The sequence below is a fragment of the Achromobacter sp. UBA2119 genome, from assembly GCF_002331005.1.
In the GTDB taxonomy this organism is placed as follows: domain Bacteria; phylum Pseudomonadota; class Gammaproteobacteria; order Burkholderiales; family Burkholderiaceae_B; genus Achromobacter; species Achromobacter animicus.
The window spans coordinates 465,227-479,846 of record NZ_DCYD01000019.1 but is presented as its reverse complement, the minus strand read 5'-3'; the positions used below and the strand labels follow the sequence as shown (position 1 = coordinate 479,846).

21 protein-coding genes are annotated in these 14,620 nt (G+C 62.5%); 11 read left to right on the top strand and 10 right to left on the bottom strand.

Features of this window, described 5'->3' with window-relative positions:
- Positions 1–16: 16 nt before the first annotated feature.
- Complete coding sequence (locus B3098_RS25795; protein ID WP_286899932.1) at positions 17–571, top strand: hypothetical protein; 555 nt, start codon at positions 17–19, stop codon at positions 569–571.
- Here the strand turns inward: B3098_RS25795 and B3098_RS25790 are convergent.
- From B3098_RS25790 to B3098_RS25750, 9 genes are all read right to left on the bottom strand, one after another.
- Positions 546–764 carry a hypothetical protein gene (locus B3098_RS25790; RefSeq protein ID WP_286899931.1) on the bottom strand — a complete coding sequence of 73 codons (219 nt, stop codon included), beginning with the start codon at positions 762–764 and terminating at the stop codon, positions 546–548. The two genes, B3098_RS25795 and B3098_RS25790, sit on opposite strands and share 26 nt — an antisense overlap.
- 11 nt (positions 765–775) lie before the next feature.
- A complete protein-coding gene (locus B3098_RS25785) occupies positions 776–1,012 on the bottom strand; it encodes a hypothetical protein (protein WP_286899930.1) in 237 nt (78 codons plus the stop codon).
- On the bottom strand, positions 1,005–3,014 hold the full coding sequence (locus B3098_RS25780; protein ID WP_286899929.1) for a ParB/RepB/Spo0J family partition protein: 2,010 nt from the start codon (positions 3,012–3,014) through the stop codon (positions 1,005–1,007). Before B3098_RS25780 ends, B3098_RS25785 begins: the two co-directional genes overlap by 8 nt.
- A gap of 8 nt (positions 3,015–3,022) precedes the next feature.
- Entirely contained in the window at positions 3,023–3,241 is a 219-nt protein-coding gene (locus B3098_RS25775) for a hypothetical protein (RefSeq protein ID WP_286899928.1), read from the bottom strand.
- A complete protein-coding gene (locus B3098_RS25770) occupies positions 3,238–3,756 on the bottom strand; it encodes a hypothetical protein (RefSeq protein WP_286899926.1) in 519 nt (172 codons plus the stop codon). Before B3098_RS25770 ends, B3098_RS25775 begins: the two co-directional genes overlap by 4 nt.
- Before the next feature lie 13 nt (positions 3,757–3,769).
- Positions 3,770–3,910, bottom strand: a complete 141-nt coding sequence (locus B3098_RS25765; RefSeq protein ID WP_286899925.1) for a hypothetical protein — start codon at positions 3,908–3,910, stop codon at positions 3,770–3,772.
- A gap of 82 nt (positions 3,911–3,992) precedes the next feature.
- Positions 3,993–4,316, bottom strand: coding sequence for a hypothetical protein (locus tag B3098_RS25760; protein WP_286899923.1), 324 nt, complete (start codon positions 4,314–4,316; stop codon positions 3,993–3,995).
- 3 nt (positions 4,317–4,319) lie between these two features.
- Positions 4,320–4,634 (bottom strand): hypothetical protein, encoded by a 315-nt coding sequence (locus B3098_RS25755; RefSeq protein WP_286899922.1) that lies wholly within the window; start codon positions 4,632–4,634, stop codon positions 4,320–4,322.
- 220 nt (positions 4,635–4,854) lie between these two features.
- Positions 4,855–5,220, bottom strand: a complete 366-nt coding sequence (locus B3098_RS25750; protein WP_286899921.1) for a helix-turn-helix transcriptional regulator — start codon at positions 5,218–5,220, stop codon at positions 4,855–4,857.
- Positions 5,221–5,305: 85 nt separating this feature from the next.
- Here B3098_RS25750 and B3098_RS29200 point away from each other — a divergent pair, with 85 nt between their 5' ends.
- On the top strand, positions 5,306–5,566 hold the full coding sequence (locus B3098_RS29200; protein ID WP_414631313.1) for a transcriptional regulator: 261 nt from the start codon (positions 5,306–5,308) through the stop codon (positions 5,564–5,566).
- Between the two features lie 7 nt (positions 5,567–5,573).
- Here the strand turns inward: B3098_RS29200 and B3098_RS25745 are convergent, their stop codons facing one another.
- On the bottom strand, positions 5,574–5,756 hold the full coding sequence (locus B3098_RS25745; RefSeq protein WP_286899919.1) for a hypothetical protein: 183 nt from the start codon (positions 5,754–5,756) through the stop codon (positions 5,574–5,576).
- A 173-nt stretch (positions 5,757–5,929) separates the two neighbouring features.
- Here B3098_RS25745 and B3098_RS25740 point away from each other — a divergent pair, with 173 nt between their 5' ends.
- The 9 genes from B3098_RS25740 (at position 5,930) to B3098_RS25700 (ending at position 14,582) form a co-directional block, all read left to right on the top strand.
- Complete coding sequence (locus B3098_RS25740; protein ID WP_286899917.1) at positions 5,930–6,490, top strand: phage regulatory CII family protein; 561 nt, start codon at positions 5,930–5,932, stop codon at positions 6,488–6,490.
- 29 nt (positions 6,491–6,519) lie between these two features.
- Positions 6,520–6,789, top strand: coding sequence for a hypothetical protein (locus B3098_RS25735; protein ID WP_286899916.1), 270 nt, complete (start codon positions 6,520–6,522; stop codon positions 6,787–6,789).
- A gap of 717 nt (positions 6,790–7,506) precedes the next feature.
- Positions 7,507–7,980 (top strand): hypothetical protein, encoded by a 474-nt coding sequence (locus B3098_RS25730; RefSeq protein WP_286899915.1) that lies wholly within the window; start codon positions 7,507–7,509, stop codon positions 7,978–7,980.
- On the top strand, positions 7,977–8,372 hold the full coding sequence (locus tag B3098_RS25725) for a hypothetical protein (protein ID WP_286899913.1): 396 nt from the start codon (positions 7,977–7,979) through the stop codon (positions 8,370–8,372). Before B3098_RS25730 ends, B3098_RS25725 begins: the two co-directional genes overlap by 4 nt.
- 747 nt (positions 8,373–9,119) lie before the next feature.
- Positions 9,120–9,605 carry a hypothetical protein gene (locus B3098_RS25720; RefSeq protein WP_286899912.1) on the top strand — a complete coding sequence of 162 codons (486 nt, stop codon included), beginning with the start codon at positions 9,120–9,122 and terminating at the stop codon, positions 9,603–9,605.
- Positions 9,606–9,655: 50 nt separating this feature from the next.
- Positions 9,656–11,320, top strand: a complete 1,665-nt coding sequence (locus B3098_RS25715; protein ID WP_286899909.1) for a terminase large subunit — start codon at positions 9,656–9,658, stop codon at positions 11,318–11,320.
- An 11-nt stretch (positions 11,321–11,331) separates the two neighbouring features.
- Positions 11,332–12,609, top strand: coding sequence for a phage portal protein (locus B3098_RS25710; RefSeq protein WP_286899907.1), 1,278 nt, complete (start codon positions 11,332–11,334; stop codon positions 12,607–12,609).
- Positions 12,599–13,285 carry an HK97 family phage prohead protease gene (locus B3098_RS25705; RefSeq protein WP_088155666.1) on the top strand — a complete coding sequence of 229 codons (687 nt, stop codon included), beginning with the start codon at positions 12,599–12,601 and terminating at the stop codon, positions 13,283–13,285. Before B3098_RS25710 ends, B3098_RS25705 begins: the two co-directional genes overlap by 11 nt.
- 10 nt (positions 13,286–13,295) lie before the next feature.
- On the top strand, positions 13,296–14,582 hold the full coding sequence (locus tag B3098_RS25700) for a phage major capsid protein (RefSeq protein WP_286899905.1): 1,287 nt from the start codon (positions 13,296–13,298) through the stop codon (positions 14,580–14,582).
- The last annotated feature ends 38 nt before the right edge of the window (positions 14,583–14,620 follow it).

Sequence of the window (14,620 nt, the reverse complement as noted above, 5' to 3'; positions counted from 1 at the left end):
ACCTGTGAAGGTATCTATGATCTCCGAGTTGGATCTTGGCAAGTTGGACTTGCACTACAAGACGTTCTTACGTGCGGCCGAAACCGACGATGAGTTGGGAACCGTTCTTCGCCTGCATCTGCTGATCGAGACGTATTTAGAGGTTGCGCGCGATGTGCTGCTGCAGCCGGACGTAAAGCGATTCGCTTCCGAGCCGCGCAACTTCGGGGACAAGCTTGGGTACGCTGCAGTTGCCGGGCTGCCTGTCCCGTTGGCGGCTGTGATGCATCACATCGGCAAGATGCGCAATAAGCTGGCGCATCGAGATGAGAGCGGCATCGACGCGGGCGATATGAAACAGCTCGCCCGCCTCGTCAATCTACTGCAGCCGCTCACACCCGATACGGAAGAGTGGAAGCCCATCGAAAAAGGCTACCTCGAACTGCCTCAAAAATTCCCAGGGAAGCGATGGCTTTTTGGAGGCGGCGACCTGCGCGCGGATTTTGTTATGTGCTTCGGGAAGTTGTGGTACGTTGCGATGGCTTGGCTTATCGTTCGAGCGGCAACTACCTCAGGGAAAGGTAGCGCCTGATTTCGGCGCCTGTAATGCGCCCATCGATGCAGCGGATCTTGCCCTCACAGATCCGCTTTTTCAGAGTGTTGTAGCTCATCCCCAGGCGCGCGCAGGCGTCCTTAAGGTGGTACAGGGTCAGCTCCTCAAACGCCGTGTGCGCGCCGCGTCGAGCGGCCTCCTCGAGCAGCTCGCGCAGCTGGTCCTCGTGCATCGTGACCATTCTTAACCCCGTAGCTTCAGGCGGCTATTGCGCTGGATCGCATCAATCGCGTCCAGCAAGCCATCAACCAGCCGCTGCATGCTTTTCACTTCAAGGCGCGCAGAGGCGTATACGCCGGCGTCGATGGCGGCGATTGACAAGTGCGCAGCGACATCTCGCGGCCCATGCTCAAGCTTGAGCATGGCGTCGTGCCCGGCAGGATGGGTAAACGGGATCGACACATCGGTCGCCTTAATCATGGGTCTGCTCCTGTGCCGGCGGGGCAACGGCCGAGCCTGCCGGGGCCCTGGCCTCCTCGACGCTCGGGGCTGCGCCGCCGGCTGCCTGCGGCAGCGTGTTGGCCTTGCGCGTGCGCTTAGCCGGCTTCTTCGCAGGGGTGGCCGCTTCCTCGCCCACGCTGGCGGCTGTGGCAGGGCTGGCGTCCGTCTGCTCGCCGACCAGGGCCGTTGCTGCATCAGCGGTGGCCTGTGCTGGCGCGGCCTTTTTCGAGCGAGCGGCCGTCTTCTTTGGCTCGGGCCTGGTGGTCGGCGTAGACGCTGCAGCTTCGGCCTGGTCCTGCTTGCCGATAGTGGCCGTCTTCTTGGCGGTTTCTTTGTCGATCTTCTGCGCCTTCGGCTTTGCCTTTTCCCGAGCTTCGGCGCGGAGCGCCTTCTTGGCGGCGCTGGGATCAACGCCGTAACGCTCCGCCGTCGCGATGAGGTACGTCGGCTCGTTGGTCGAGTAAGAATTGACCGCCAATTCAGGCGCGATCGCGATCTCCATGAGCAGCAGGGCCAGCTGGCCGGCAGAGAGCCCGTCGATTCCGGCTCGGACCTCGTCGTGGTTCTTGGGGTCCCATCCCCAAAGGCGGCATACAGTCGGTCTGAGATCGTTCCACAGCCGCGCCATGGAAGCTTGCGCGATCATGAGCAGATCTTCGTGCTTGAGTGTCTCCCCCGCGCTGATGCGCTCCGATACTGCAGCGTGGATGCTTTCGAGCGTCCCCCGGCGCGAATCGCGCTCGAGCTTGCTCTTGGCTTCCTCTTTCTTCATCCGTTCCCGGTGTGCGTCTTGGCTGGACTTGATGCCCTTGTCTGCCAGCGCCTTGATAATCGCCTTCTCCGGAACCATAGCGATCAGCTCGCCGCTGTGCGGATTCTCGACCATCACGGTGGGGGGCATATCGTCGCCGAGGACCTCGGCATAGGACTTTCCGCCCGTGCTGTGCTCCCAAGAGCTCGCATCGGGCTTGACGTAGCCGCGAGGGTACGAATGCTCGCCCGGGAAAATCTTCTCCGCTTCCTTGCCCTGGATGACCTTTTGCCCGGCCTGCTTGGCGGCTTCAGCCAGCTTGGCGACGTGGGCCTGCTTCTTTTGGTCGAAGCACGAAGGGTCCGTGCAGACGTCTGCACTCTCTACATCCGAGAACAGTTCCGGTTGCGCTCCGGTGCGCTTGACGCAGCTGGTGCAGGAGCCGGCCGTGGGGAGCAGGTCGGCTTGGGCGATCGGGAACGCTGCGCGCTTGAGCTCGAGCATGTAGGTTTCTTGAATGTGCTCTGCAGCTTGACGTGCGGACATGGGGCCGTCAGTCCGAGAGTAGTAATCCTCGGCTTCACCGGTGACGACCTCATGAAGCGCCTTGAGCTGCAACTCCCGAACCGGGATGCGGGCGACCAGCAGCGCGACGGAGGCGGTGAGCTTATCCTCGTAGAACGCCGTACGCGCCTCGGGTTGTAGGTCGCACAGTTTGAGGCGGGCGTAGATATAGGCGCGGGACTTCTTGAGGCGCAGCGCCATTTCATTCACGCCGTACTCGGCGTTGTCCTTGTTCGCCGCGAGCAGGGCCTCGTAGCTCTCCGCCTCTTCAATCGGGTGCAGGTCCTGCCGCTGCAGGTTTTCGATCACCTGCAGTTCAAGCATTTCGAGGTCGTCGACGGCGATGATACGGACCGGAACCTGTGCCAGCTTCGCAATCCCAGCTGCGCGCCAGCGCCGCTCCCCCGCGATCAGTTCCAGCTTGCCGGGTTCGGTGGGGTGGGCGCGGCAGAGGATCGGCTGCAAGATCCCGTGCTTGCGGAGGCTGCCTGCGAGCTCCTGCAGGGCCTCTTGATCGAAGCGCTTACGCGGATTGGTCTTGGACGGAATGACGTTATCGCGCGAATACACTGCTTCCACGTACTCGCGGGGCGAATCCCCGGTGACTTCCCTTTCTGCGGATTGCGTCGTCTTGACGCCAACATCGGCGTTGGTTTCAGTGGTCATGGCGTGTCCTAGGCTTGGTGGTTATCCGGCGCGGTGCCGGCATAGACGATGCGGGCGAGGCCTTCGGTTTCGGCTTCGAGGCGCTGCAGCTGCTGGGCGAGCTCGTCGCGATCATGGGCGGCGGTGCCGGAGCGGAGCGCGAGCGTCTGCAGCGAGGCGAGAAAGGCGCGGGCAGCGGAGATTTGACGCTTGGCCTGGCCCCGGAGCTCGTTCGGGCGGGCGGTCATTGGAATACCCCGCCCGCGTTGGGATTGAGCTGGGCGCGCATGGCGGGCACGTACTCGGCGGGAATCTTGATCGTGTGGCCGTCAACCATGATGAGAAATTCACCGGTATTCAGCAGGCCGAACGCCGGGGCCGGGATCTCGGAAAGTCGCTGAGCATCCTGCTGCGCCCGTGCGCGAGGGGCGGGCAACGGTTTGGGCTGGGGCAGAGCGGCGTCATGCCGTGGCGGGCGCATGTGCGCATCCGCCAGATCATTCATGGAGGTGGGCTGGGCCGGGGTGCGCGCGGCCGAGGGGGCTTCGGCCTGGACAAGCGAGTGCCCGAAGTCGGTGAGGCTGTATGCCGCCAGCCCATCGATTTCACCGTCGGTCTTGAGCTTCTTGCTCGTGCGCATGAAGCTTACAAGCTGCGTCGCCTTCTTGGTGTCGCAGCTGATCTGCGCGGCCAGTTGTCGGGTGTTAAGGCGCCCGCGCTGGGCCAGCGCCTGCAGAATCTTTTCGGAGTACGAGGTCGTCATGTTCGGTCCTGATCTAATCGTCATTGGCGGCAATGGAGCGCCAGTCGGCCTTTCCGACGTAGCGCCTGAGCCGCTCCTTGATGGGCGAGGCACGGCGGCGTGCCAACGATTCCGCCGTGTTGGTTAGGGCGATCGCAAGGGCGGGAATAGACATGGCCGTCTCGAGGTCGAGCGTGCAGCGCGCCTCACGGAGTGCGAGGAGTAAGTCTTCCCGGGTCGGTTGCGATCGCATGGGGTCACCTGCGTGCGACGTATTTGCTGCCGCCGGGCGGCTCCCACGCGTCGAGGTAGGGCACGTCCGGGACCGCTTGAACGAGCGATTCACCGTCGGGATTGGTGAACACGCAGGCGTAATAGCCCGAGCTGGGCTCACGGAATAGCTTGCCGCGCGGCTCGCACGCGCGGGCGATCATGCGCTCGCGCCTTTCGTCGTCCGCCTTGAGCATGCGATCGTCATTGGTGACGATGATTTGCGCCCATGAGAACAGCGATGCCACGGCCATGACGACCGCGGCTGCGGCGGCGGAGAGGCAAACGGTTGCTTTGAACTTGGTACCCATGGCTCACCCCCTCCTGTATTCGTTCACTGCCGCCCACGTGCGGCGGAGCAGGAAGCGGGTTTCGTGATGCGCGCCGAGGGCTGCGCACTCGATATCGCGCAGATTGGCGAACGGGAGGACGCGCGCAGCGAAGTCCACCAGAGCAGACAGGTAGGCCTGCGTTTCGGACTCGCGGAAGGCGTGGGGGATGCTGCCGGCCAGGCGGCAGGCGAGGCAATGGCTTCGAACTACGTGGCAGTACGAGCGGATCTCGTCGGCGAATGCATCTGCCAGCCAGTCGGCAGAGATCGCCACGTCAGGGGCGTTAAAGGGGTTCACGCTGGGGCTCCGTTGTAAGGGACAACGGCGCGAGTATAGAAAACCTATCCTTTTTCAGTCAAGGAAATCTATACCTTTTGGGCGTAGGCGTGTTCGCGGCGGTTCTGACGCGGGACTTTTTGCAGGGTTTTGACGAAGTCGGTCGTCTACGGATACATGCAGGACAAATGAACGGCGGCCAAAAGGCGCGCCGTGGAAGACGTTGCCGATGCGGCGGACTCTAGCGACCGTGGGTTCCGGTCGGGAGAGGGTCCCCGTCGCTTTTGTCGCGCTTGCTCTCCCATTCTCGGACTACGACCTCGACCATCGCCTCCGCGCGGATGAGCTCTTCGGTCGGCAGACTGTGCAGCTGCGTCGCGGTAATTCTACGGAACGGCCAATCGGCGATGCCCATAGACAGCCCAGGTAGCGGGAGCTGCCAGCCGGCACGTTCGGCAATTTTGAGCATTTGGGAGTAGCTGGGCTCGTGGCGGTTGTTCTCCCACGCGCTCACGTTGCCTTTAGTGACGCCGAGGGACTCGCCCAACTGTTCTTGATTGATGCCTGCAGCCTTGCGCGCAGCGCGGATCCATTCGCCGATGTTCATGAGGCCAGTGTATGGAATCCCTATACCTGGGAGGGCTAGAGTTTCTTGACCTATAAAGTCTAGAGAATCTATACTTCGCGGCATTATGGATACCTCCTCTATTCATCCTCTCGACCGCGCGGCACAGATTTTCGGTTCGGCCCAAGGGCTGGCAACCGAGCTTGGCGTGTCGAAAGGGGCATTGCACCAATGGAAGCTCGATGGGCGGGGAGTGCCCGCGAAGCATTGCCCAACGATCGAGCGCTTGACAGGTGTCCGCTGCGAGGAGCTTTGCCCCGACGTTGAGTGGTGGGTGCTACGCCGCGTGATTGCAGGCAATAGGGGGCAGCTTGATCTATTGCATTGAGGGCTTATCAGTGCGTCACCGGCGGATTTGCCTCGTCGTACCGAAAGCACAGCTGCTCGAACACGGCTGCCACAACCTGCGGAGCTCCCGTGCCTGTCTCCTCGAGCGCGATGCGCTGCGCGAGCCGAAGGCGATTGCGCAGTTGCCGCTCAATGGCGCTGTAGACGATCCCCGGTTCGGTGCCGTCCAAGTTATCCATGCCCTTAGAACTCACAGCGCTTCTCCTTCGCTTTCGTTAAGCCAGTGGAAGGAAGCGTACGCCGGGATCTCCGCAATGCATACGAGAAAAAAGGTTGATTTTCGGGTGATGCCGTGGGCTGGACAGCCGGGCTCACCCGGGCAAATCGGAGACGGGAGGCAGCCATGACTAAGCGACACAGCAACGGCCATTGGCGCGGGGCCCTGTATAACGCGCTGCGGCGTGCGTCGGATGGCGTGCAGGGTTTCTGCGTGTGGGCAGCGGGCAATCGTGACCGAAAGATCGCCGCCAAGACCCTTTACAAGCGACTCGACGGGACCGCTCCAAATGAGCGCATGTCAATTGAAGACGCTGAGCTGATTACTGAATACTTGCTCCGGGATCGCGCCGCCGATGAATATGCGCTGGACTGGCTGAAAGCGCTCTGCGCGCGATTCGGCCTGGTCGCCATCGAGCTTGACGCGCCGCCGACCGGCGGGCGCTGGCCTTGCGAGATAACTGCCATCGTCCAGAAGGGATTCGAGCTGACCCAGCAAGGTGGGCTCATATCTGGCGCTTTAGCGCGGGCGATACAGGATCGCCGGATCGCTCCACGCGAGGCCGACGAGATTACTGAGATCGCGTACGCAGAGGTGCAGCTGCTGCTGCGGCTGGTGCGAAACGTACAGCGTGCAGCAGATCAAGGCGTGACCGTGCGAGTCGCGGAAGGCAGAGACGATGAGTAGTCGGCTTGCCTCGGCCAAGTGGGGCTTCCATGGCTAGGCCAATTGGACCCCTTGCGCGCCGCATCCTGGCGCGGCTGGCTGCACACCCGTCTACTGCGGCACAACTCGCCGACGCGTTCAAGTTGCCGGTACGAGAGGTGGTCGTGTCCTGCTACAAGCTGCGCGTGGCCGGCCGCATCTTCGTGACCTCGACAGTCCGCGAGGGCGGATCGTGGCGACCCGTCGCGGTGTACTCCACGCAACCACCTCGGCCATGGGTGCCGTCGATCGTGCTGCATCACAGGACAGGTACGAGCTGATGGCACGCGATCTCTTAGGTCGGGCGCCAGTCCAGGCTCAGTCCCCGCGTCGACCGGCTCAGCAAGAGACCCGGGAGCGAGCGCACGTGCGAGACCCTCCTGCGCTCGGACGCGGACCGCCAGGTCCGGCCGAGTACTTCCAATGCGGAACGCGTAACTACAGCCGTGATGAGCTCAAGCGCCTCGTCGACTTCGAAGGCGCATGCCGGCGGATGCCTGACGACGATCTGATCATCGTTGTCGAGACGACCGACGGCCGCTCGCATGCCTACCTAATTGCGCTTCCGCGCAACCACCCGTCAAGACTGGACGCCACTGGGCGCCCGGATCCCGCTCGCCAGCCCTTCTGGCGGCATGGAGAGGTCATGCATATCAAAAAGCAAAGTCAGCCGCCTTAACCGGCCGCAGCCGAGGGACGAAGAGGCTGAATACGCGGTTATCCCTCGGTGTAGTGCCCCAAACCGATCCCAAGGGGCAGCGTGGGTGCGAAAGGCTAGAGCGCGGGTAGGAGTGCCTGTACGGGCGCTGACAGTCTGGCCGAGTCCTGGGGCGTACATCCGCCAGGACGCCCTGATGCATACCGTCGGCTCCGGCGAGGCAAATGCAAGGGTGGGCATTGCTCCTGTTATCCACAGGCGGGTAGGGGGAGCTCTGCCCATTCGCACCCATCTCACCAACGAAGCAATGATCGAAACCTCTCACCTGCTGAGATATCACATGACAGCATTTACTCTGAGCATGCAAGAAAATTCCGCGAGCGCGGGCCGAAAATCCACGGCGGAAGGCCCGGACTTCGCAGCGTTCTGGTCTGTTTGGCCGAGGAAGGTCTCCAAGAAGGATGCGGAGCGGGCATGGTCCAAGCTGAAGGCGCGACACCGGCAAGCAGCTATCGCGGCCGTGCCGAAGCATGTGCAGTTCTGGAACGCGACGAGAGCCGCTGCCCAGTACATTCCGCACGCGGCGACATGGCTAAACGGCGCGCGGTGGGAGGATGAGATCGAGATTCCCGCCGCCCGGACAACGCCACAGCCGGCGCGAGGGCCGGCGTGGTGGACTTCACACGCGCTGATGGACCAGAAGGGGCGTGAGGTCGGCATAGGGTCGGCGCGACCGGGAGAGTCTGCGGAGCAGTACCGCGCGCGGATACAGCAGGCTCTCGTCGAGCGCGAGCGATATGGCGGTCAATCATGAGCAGCCTGCAGCGTATTCGTTGGGTTCGTGAGCGCCTCGATCGGTGGGGTGCATGGCAACTCGTCGGCACGTCCCGGACTGGAGCCTCAGTGCTGGGCCGGTTGTCCGACGCGGCGGCGAAAGGAGGGCGCAAACGCTCCACGGTTCCGTTTGACGATATCGAATGCGGTCTGACGGATCGTGCGGTCGCTCAGTTGCCGAAGGAACTGAAGTCCGCCGTCTCGACCTGGCACACGGAGGAGGGGACGCTCGAGGGTATTGCCGAGCTGCTCGGCGTGTCGAAGATCACACTGCAACGGCGGCTCGCTCACGCGGACCGTCGCATCGAGGAGTGGTTCAGGGCGCGCAAAGCGCATGCGGAGCGCGTGGCCGTAACAATTGGAATTAGGTGATGTAGCCGAGCCCCTCCTAGAATTCGCTACATTCCTGCGGAGCTCGCGTCAAAAGCGCTCCACCATCAAGGCCCGGCCCTCACGCCGGGCCTTTTCTTTTGGTGCTTCCATGCCTGTAGCTCGTCCTCGTCCTTGCCTGCATCCGGGGTGTGCAGCGCTCGTTCGCGGCGGCGGCTACTGCGAGCGGCATGCGCCAGCCCAGCAGGAAGCCGCCCGCGAAAAAGATCGCGAGCGCGGAAGCGCCGCCAGCCGGGGGTACGGTCATCGCTGGGCGAAGACCAGCCAGGGCTTTCTGCGAAACAACCCGTTGTGTTGTGAATGCTCTGCACGGGGCCGGGTGACTGCAGCAGAAGTTACTGACCACATCGTGCCGCACCGGCTGGCGGAGGCGCTGGCGTCCGAGGATGCCGAGCGCATCTTCGCGGCCCGCGCTTTGTTTTGGGACCGCAGCAACTGGCAGCCGCTCTGCTGGCGTTGCCACTCGCGCAAGACTGCGCGAGAAGACGGCGCGTTTGGCAACCGGCGGCGGGGCGGGCCTGCGAATTCGATGCACACGTCTGCACGGGGCGACCCGGGAGGGGTAGGGGGGGCGAAAGTCACGGCAAAACGCGCCGGGACCGAGCGCCCAGCTGCATTTTTATGGGAAAGGTTCGGAAAAGGGGGGGAGGGGTGAAATAGCAGCCCCTCTGACGCATCGAAAGCACAGTAAACGCTTCGCGTGATCCCTCATCAACATTTGGAGTCACGATGGATCAGAAAAAGCCTCCCCTGGGGGTCATTCATGGCGGGGGTGGGTCCGAGGCATGGCGCTCGCCGAGATTCGGCGTTGACCTGCCGACGCCACCTCCTTCGATCAAAGTCGATGCCGAATGGCGGCGCATCTACCTCTGGTTGTGTGACCAGCTGATCGCCAGCAAACGCGACATCACTGCAGCGGGCATGCAGCTCACGTTGCTGGTCGAGTGCATTCGCGCATGGGTGTCGGACCGCGCGCTGTGTGAAAAGGAAGGCCGTTACGCGATCTCCGAAAACGGAAATCGCTACGAGCTGCCGCACAGCTACAACGAGCGTAAGAACGCCGAACAACTTAAACGGGATCTGCCTGAAGCATGTATGACGGTAATGTCTCAAGTCGAGGCGCGGCTCAAGGAGAGCAAGATCGGGGAGGGCGGCCAGGACGATCTGTTCGGCGATCTCGTCGAGCACGGCCGAAGCCGCCCAAGCGCCGCCTGAAGCTCATTCCTCCCGAGGAATCCTGGGAGACCTGGGACCGCGAGTACGGCGTGCCAGTCCTGCGCGGCGAGCTGGTGGTGGGTGAGCTGGTGATGCTGTCCGTCGAGCGGCACTACCGGGATTTGCAGACGTCTGCAAAACGCGGCTTGTACTTCAGTGCCGCGCACGGTTGGCATATGATCGAGTACATCGAAAAGTATTTCGTTCATGTGAAGGGGCGGCTCGCAGGCCAGCCCATCCTGCTGGACCCGTGGCAGAAGTTCTGGACTGCCGTGCTGTACGGTTGGCGCAGGACCGGAACCGGGCGTCGGCGATTCACCCGCGCCTATGAGGAAGTCGCACGCAAGAACGGCAAGTCGACATGGAAGGCACCGCAGGGTGCCTACCTATTCATGATGGATGGGGAGCCAGGCGCGGAGGTTTACGCTGTGGCGACGACGCGAGAACAGGCCATGACGGTATTTCGGCCTGCCTTCGAAAACTTCCGGCGTTGGGCGAGGAAGTCGGCGGGCGTGAAACGCTCGTTCCGAATCTTCGAGGGGCAAAACCAAGAGCGCATCGAAGCGGGCGCGTCCGTTTTCAAGCCAATAGCCAGCAACGCAGACGCCCAGGACGGCTTTAACCCTTCAGCGGTGCTGTACGACGAGCTGCACGCGCAGCGATCGCGGGAGCAGTGGGATGTGCTCGAGTCGGGGTTCGGTGCGCGCGAGCAGCCGTTGCTTTCGGCAATCACCACGGCGGGCTTCATCCTTGACGGCATCTGTACGGAGGTGCGTTCGTACCTTATCTCGGTGCTTCGAGGCGAGCGGGAGGATGACAGCTTTTTCGGCTATGTCTACACGCTTGATTCCGGTGACGACCCATTTGACGAGGAGGTGTGGGTAAAGGCGAATCCTGGCCTGGGTCGGTCAAAGGCGATTGACTATATGCGGGACATGGCGCGCAAGGCGAAGGCGCTGCCATCGGCGCTGGCCAACTTCAAAACGAAGGACCTGAACCTCTGGTGCAACGACGCCGAGGGCTGGCTCGACCTGACCCAGTGGGACCGAGGCGCTGCCGCTGTGACGATTGAGCAACTGCGGGGCCGGAGGTGCTTCGGTGGTCTGGATCTTTCATCCACGCGAGACCTCACGTCGTTCGCTTTGGTGTTCCCGCCGACTGACGATGACCCGCGCTGGTACGTGCTGGTGTGGACGTACTGCCCGAGGTCCAAGGTCGAGGAGCAGTCCAAAGCCGACGCCGCGCCTTACGGAAAATGGGAGGCGGGCGGCTCGCTGGTGGTGACAGAGGGCGAAGTCGTCGATTACCGACCCATGCAGGAGCAGGTGTTGTGGGCGGCGCAGACCTTTGACCTGGCCGAGCTGGCATACGACACGTGGAACTCGACGCACCTGACCAATGAACTTGCGGATGAGGGGGTCAACTTAGTTGAGGTGCCGCAGAACACGCACGGAATGTATCCCGGGTCCAAGAAGCTCGAGGAGTTGGTGTACAGCGGGCGTCTGATCCACGGGGGCAATCCGGTGCTGCGGTGGGCGGCGGGCAACGTCGCCCTCCTCTACGACTCCAACGGCAACTTTCGTCCAGATAAGAAGCGGTCCAAACAGAAAGGCCGGATCGACCCGATCGTTGCGGTCGTCATGGCTCTATCACGCGCGAGTGCGCACAACCAGCAGGACCTGTCTGACTTCCTGCGCAACCCGATCGTGTTCTGATGAAAATCTCAATGAAGGCCGCCGCATCTTGGTTGGGGAGGGTAATAAGCCTTCGCCAGCCAGGATTCTGGCGTTACTACGCGTCCACGACGAACTATTCAGGCAAGAGCGTATCTGCCCAGACGGCGCTGCAGCTCGATGTTGTCTGGGCCTGCGTGAAGCTGATCTCGCAACTGGTGGCGACGCTTCCGTTATCGGTGTATGAGAAGAAGGAGGGCCGACGGCGAAGCGCGAGCGAGCATTGGCTGCACAAGGTCATAGCGGCAGCGCCGAATGCCGACATGACGGCGGCGGATTTCTGGGAATCGCTGCTGACGTCCATTCTGCTTTGGGGAAATGCGTACGCGCTGATCGTGCGCAATGGCGTCGGAAAGATCATCGCCCTCGAGCCGTTGCGGCCGGAGCGCATGGCACCGAAGCTGCAGCGCGACGGGTCGATGCTATTCGTCTACGTCGATCAGAATGGTCATCGGTTTGAATACAGCGAGCTCGAGATCCTGCACCTGAAGGGCTTCACCCTTGACGGCCGGATGGGGCTGTCTCCGATCTCTTACGCGCGTCACACGCTGGGCGCGGCAATGGCGCAGGAGGAAACGGCCGCCACCATATTCAAAAACGGTTTGCGCCCATCCGGCTATGTGACCACGGACCAGGTTCTCACCAAGTCGAATCGCGAGGAGGTGCGTGAGAGCGTCGTCACTCAGGTCGCCAGCGGTTCGGAGTCGGGGCGAACGCTCGTGCTTGAGGCCGGTATGAAGTACGCGCCGGTCGCGATGAACCCGGAGGACGCTCAGCTCTTGCAGAGCCGGGCTTTCTCCATTGAGCAGTTGTGCCGGTGGATGTGCAACGTGCCGCCGGTCTTGATTGGCCACGCCGCCCAAGGTCAAACGATGTGGGGCTCGGGTGTTGAACAGCTGTTGATGGGCTGGAAAGTCACGGGGCTTAACCCGCTGATTATCAAAATTGAACAGGCGCTCAACGGCCTCTTTCCTGCCAACGAGCGGGAACGGTATTACGTCAAGTTCAGTTTGCAAGCGTTGCTTCGCGCGGATGCGAAGGGCCGGGCGGCGCTGTATGCGTCCGGCCTACAAAACGCCTATCTCAGTCCGAACGAGATCATTGAGCTGGAGGACGGAGAGCCGTACGAAGGGGGTGATCGACATTTCGTGCAGGCGAACTTGGTGCCGGTCGATCAGATCGGGAAGGAGGACGCGACGCAGGGAAAAGCGCGCGAGGCGCTGCTTGATTGGCTGGGGAGACCCAAACAGGAAACTCACGATGAAACGTAAAAACGCGTCCTTGAAGATCAGGGACTTCAATCTCGAAATCAAGGCCGTCAGTGATGACGGCCTTTTTTCTGGCTACGGCAGCGTATTCGATGTGGTCGACACCTATGGCGAGGTGGTCGAGCGCGGCGCGTTCACGGAGACGCTCGCCACGATCGCCGCCAAAGGTCGCGCCGTGCCCGTGCTGTGGCAGCACCGTAGCGGCCAGCCGATCGGTGTTTACACGGACATGAAGGAAGACAGCCACGGCCTCTGGGTCGAGGGCCGTCTGCTCAAGGACGAAGTCCAGCAGGCCAAGGAAGCGTACGCGCTCCTGCGGGCCGGCGCCGTATCGGGGCTCTCCATCGGCTACTACGTGCGCGACGACTCGTTTGACCAGAAGGCGGGCGTCCGCCGGCTTAAGCAGCTCGAGCTGGTCGAGGTCAGCCTCGTCACGTTTCCGGCGAACGAAGAGTCGCGCGTTGACGCGGTCAAGTTCGCACTCAGTCAGGGCACCTTGCCCGATCTTCCGGGATTTGAGCGACTCCTGCGCGAGGCAGGGTTCTCCAAGTCCCAGGCCGTGGCCATCGCGAGCCACGGATTCAAGCATCTGCTCCGGAGCGAGTCCGAGGGCGGGCTTGTGACGGACCTGCAGCCGCTCGCCGAGCAGCTGCGCAACTTCACTCTCCCCCAACTTTGAAGGGAAAACTATGCAATCCAATCTGTCTGAACAAGGCGCGCTGATGGGCGCGGTGGCCGGCGCGATGGGCGAAATGGCTCGCAAGAGCGGCGGCGCCGGCAATGATCCCGAGCGCCTCGAGATCAAGAGCCTGCTCGAGGACCTGGCCAAGCGCGACGAGACGATCAAGAAGTTCGCTGAAAAGGCCGGCGAAGAGATCAAGACGCTGGGCAAGATCTCGGCCGAGACCAAGAGCGCTCTTGAGAAGTTCGCCAGCGATGGTCTTGAAGTGCAGCAGCGTCTGTTCGATCTGGAACAGAAGATGGCCCGTCGCGGCGCCGCCGAACAGCCCCAAGTCAAGACCTGGGGTGAGGTCGTCGCCGAGTCCGATGGTTACAAGAGCGTCGCCGAAGGGCGCGCAGCTCGGTCCGGCCGGATCGCAGTCAAGGCGGTCACGAGCACCGTGACGTCCGCGGGCGTCATGGTTCCTGCGGACCGGCTGCCGGGCGTGGTTGTGGCTCCGCTGCGTGAGCTGGTAGTCCGCGACCTGCTCCTGCCGGGTCGCACGACCAGCAATTCGGTCGAGTATGTGCGCGAGGACGTGTTTACGAACAACGCCGCAGCGGTGGCCGAGGGTGCGCAGAAGCCTGAAAGCGACATCACGTTCGAACTCGCCAATGCTGGCGTCAAGACGATCGCCCACTGGATCCCGGCCAGCAAGCAGATCCTCGACGACGCGCCGCAACTGCAGTCCTACATCGACATGCGGATGCTGTACGGCCTGCAGCTCAAGGAAGAGCAGCAGATCCTGCTGGGCGATGGTACTGGCGCCAACATGCTGGGCATCATCCCCCAAGCTGCGGCTTACCAGGTGGCGCGCAACAAAGATGGCGACACGATGATCGACGTGGTGCGGCACGCGTTGCTGCAGGTTCGGCTTTCGCTGTATCGGCCCAGCGCCATCATCATGCATCCGGAAGAGTGGGAGGCGATCGAGCTGACCAAGGACAAGAACGGGAACTACATCTGGTCGAATCCGACGCTCTACAACGGCAAGAACCTGTGGGGCTATCCGGTCGTGGAGTCGATGGCGATGGCTCCTGGCGATTTCCTGGTCGGCGCATTCAACGCCGGCGCGCAGCTGTTCGACCGCGAAGATGCGACGGTCGAGATCTCGGCCGAGGACCGCGACAACTTCATCAAGAACATGCTGACGATTCGCGCCGAAGAGCGGGCGGCGTTGGCCGTTTATCGCCCGGCGTCGTTCGTGCATGGCACGTTCCCGTCGACGGCGGTCGCTCCGCCCTCGGGCGAGTAATTGGGAATCAACGCGACAACATGGAGGGCGGCGGCTGA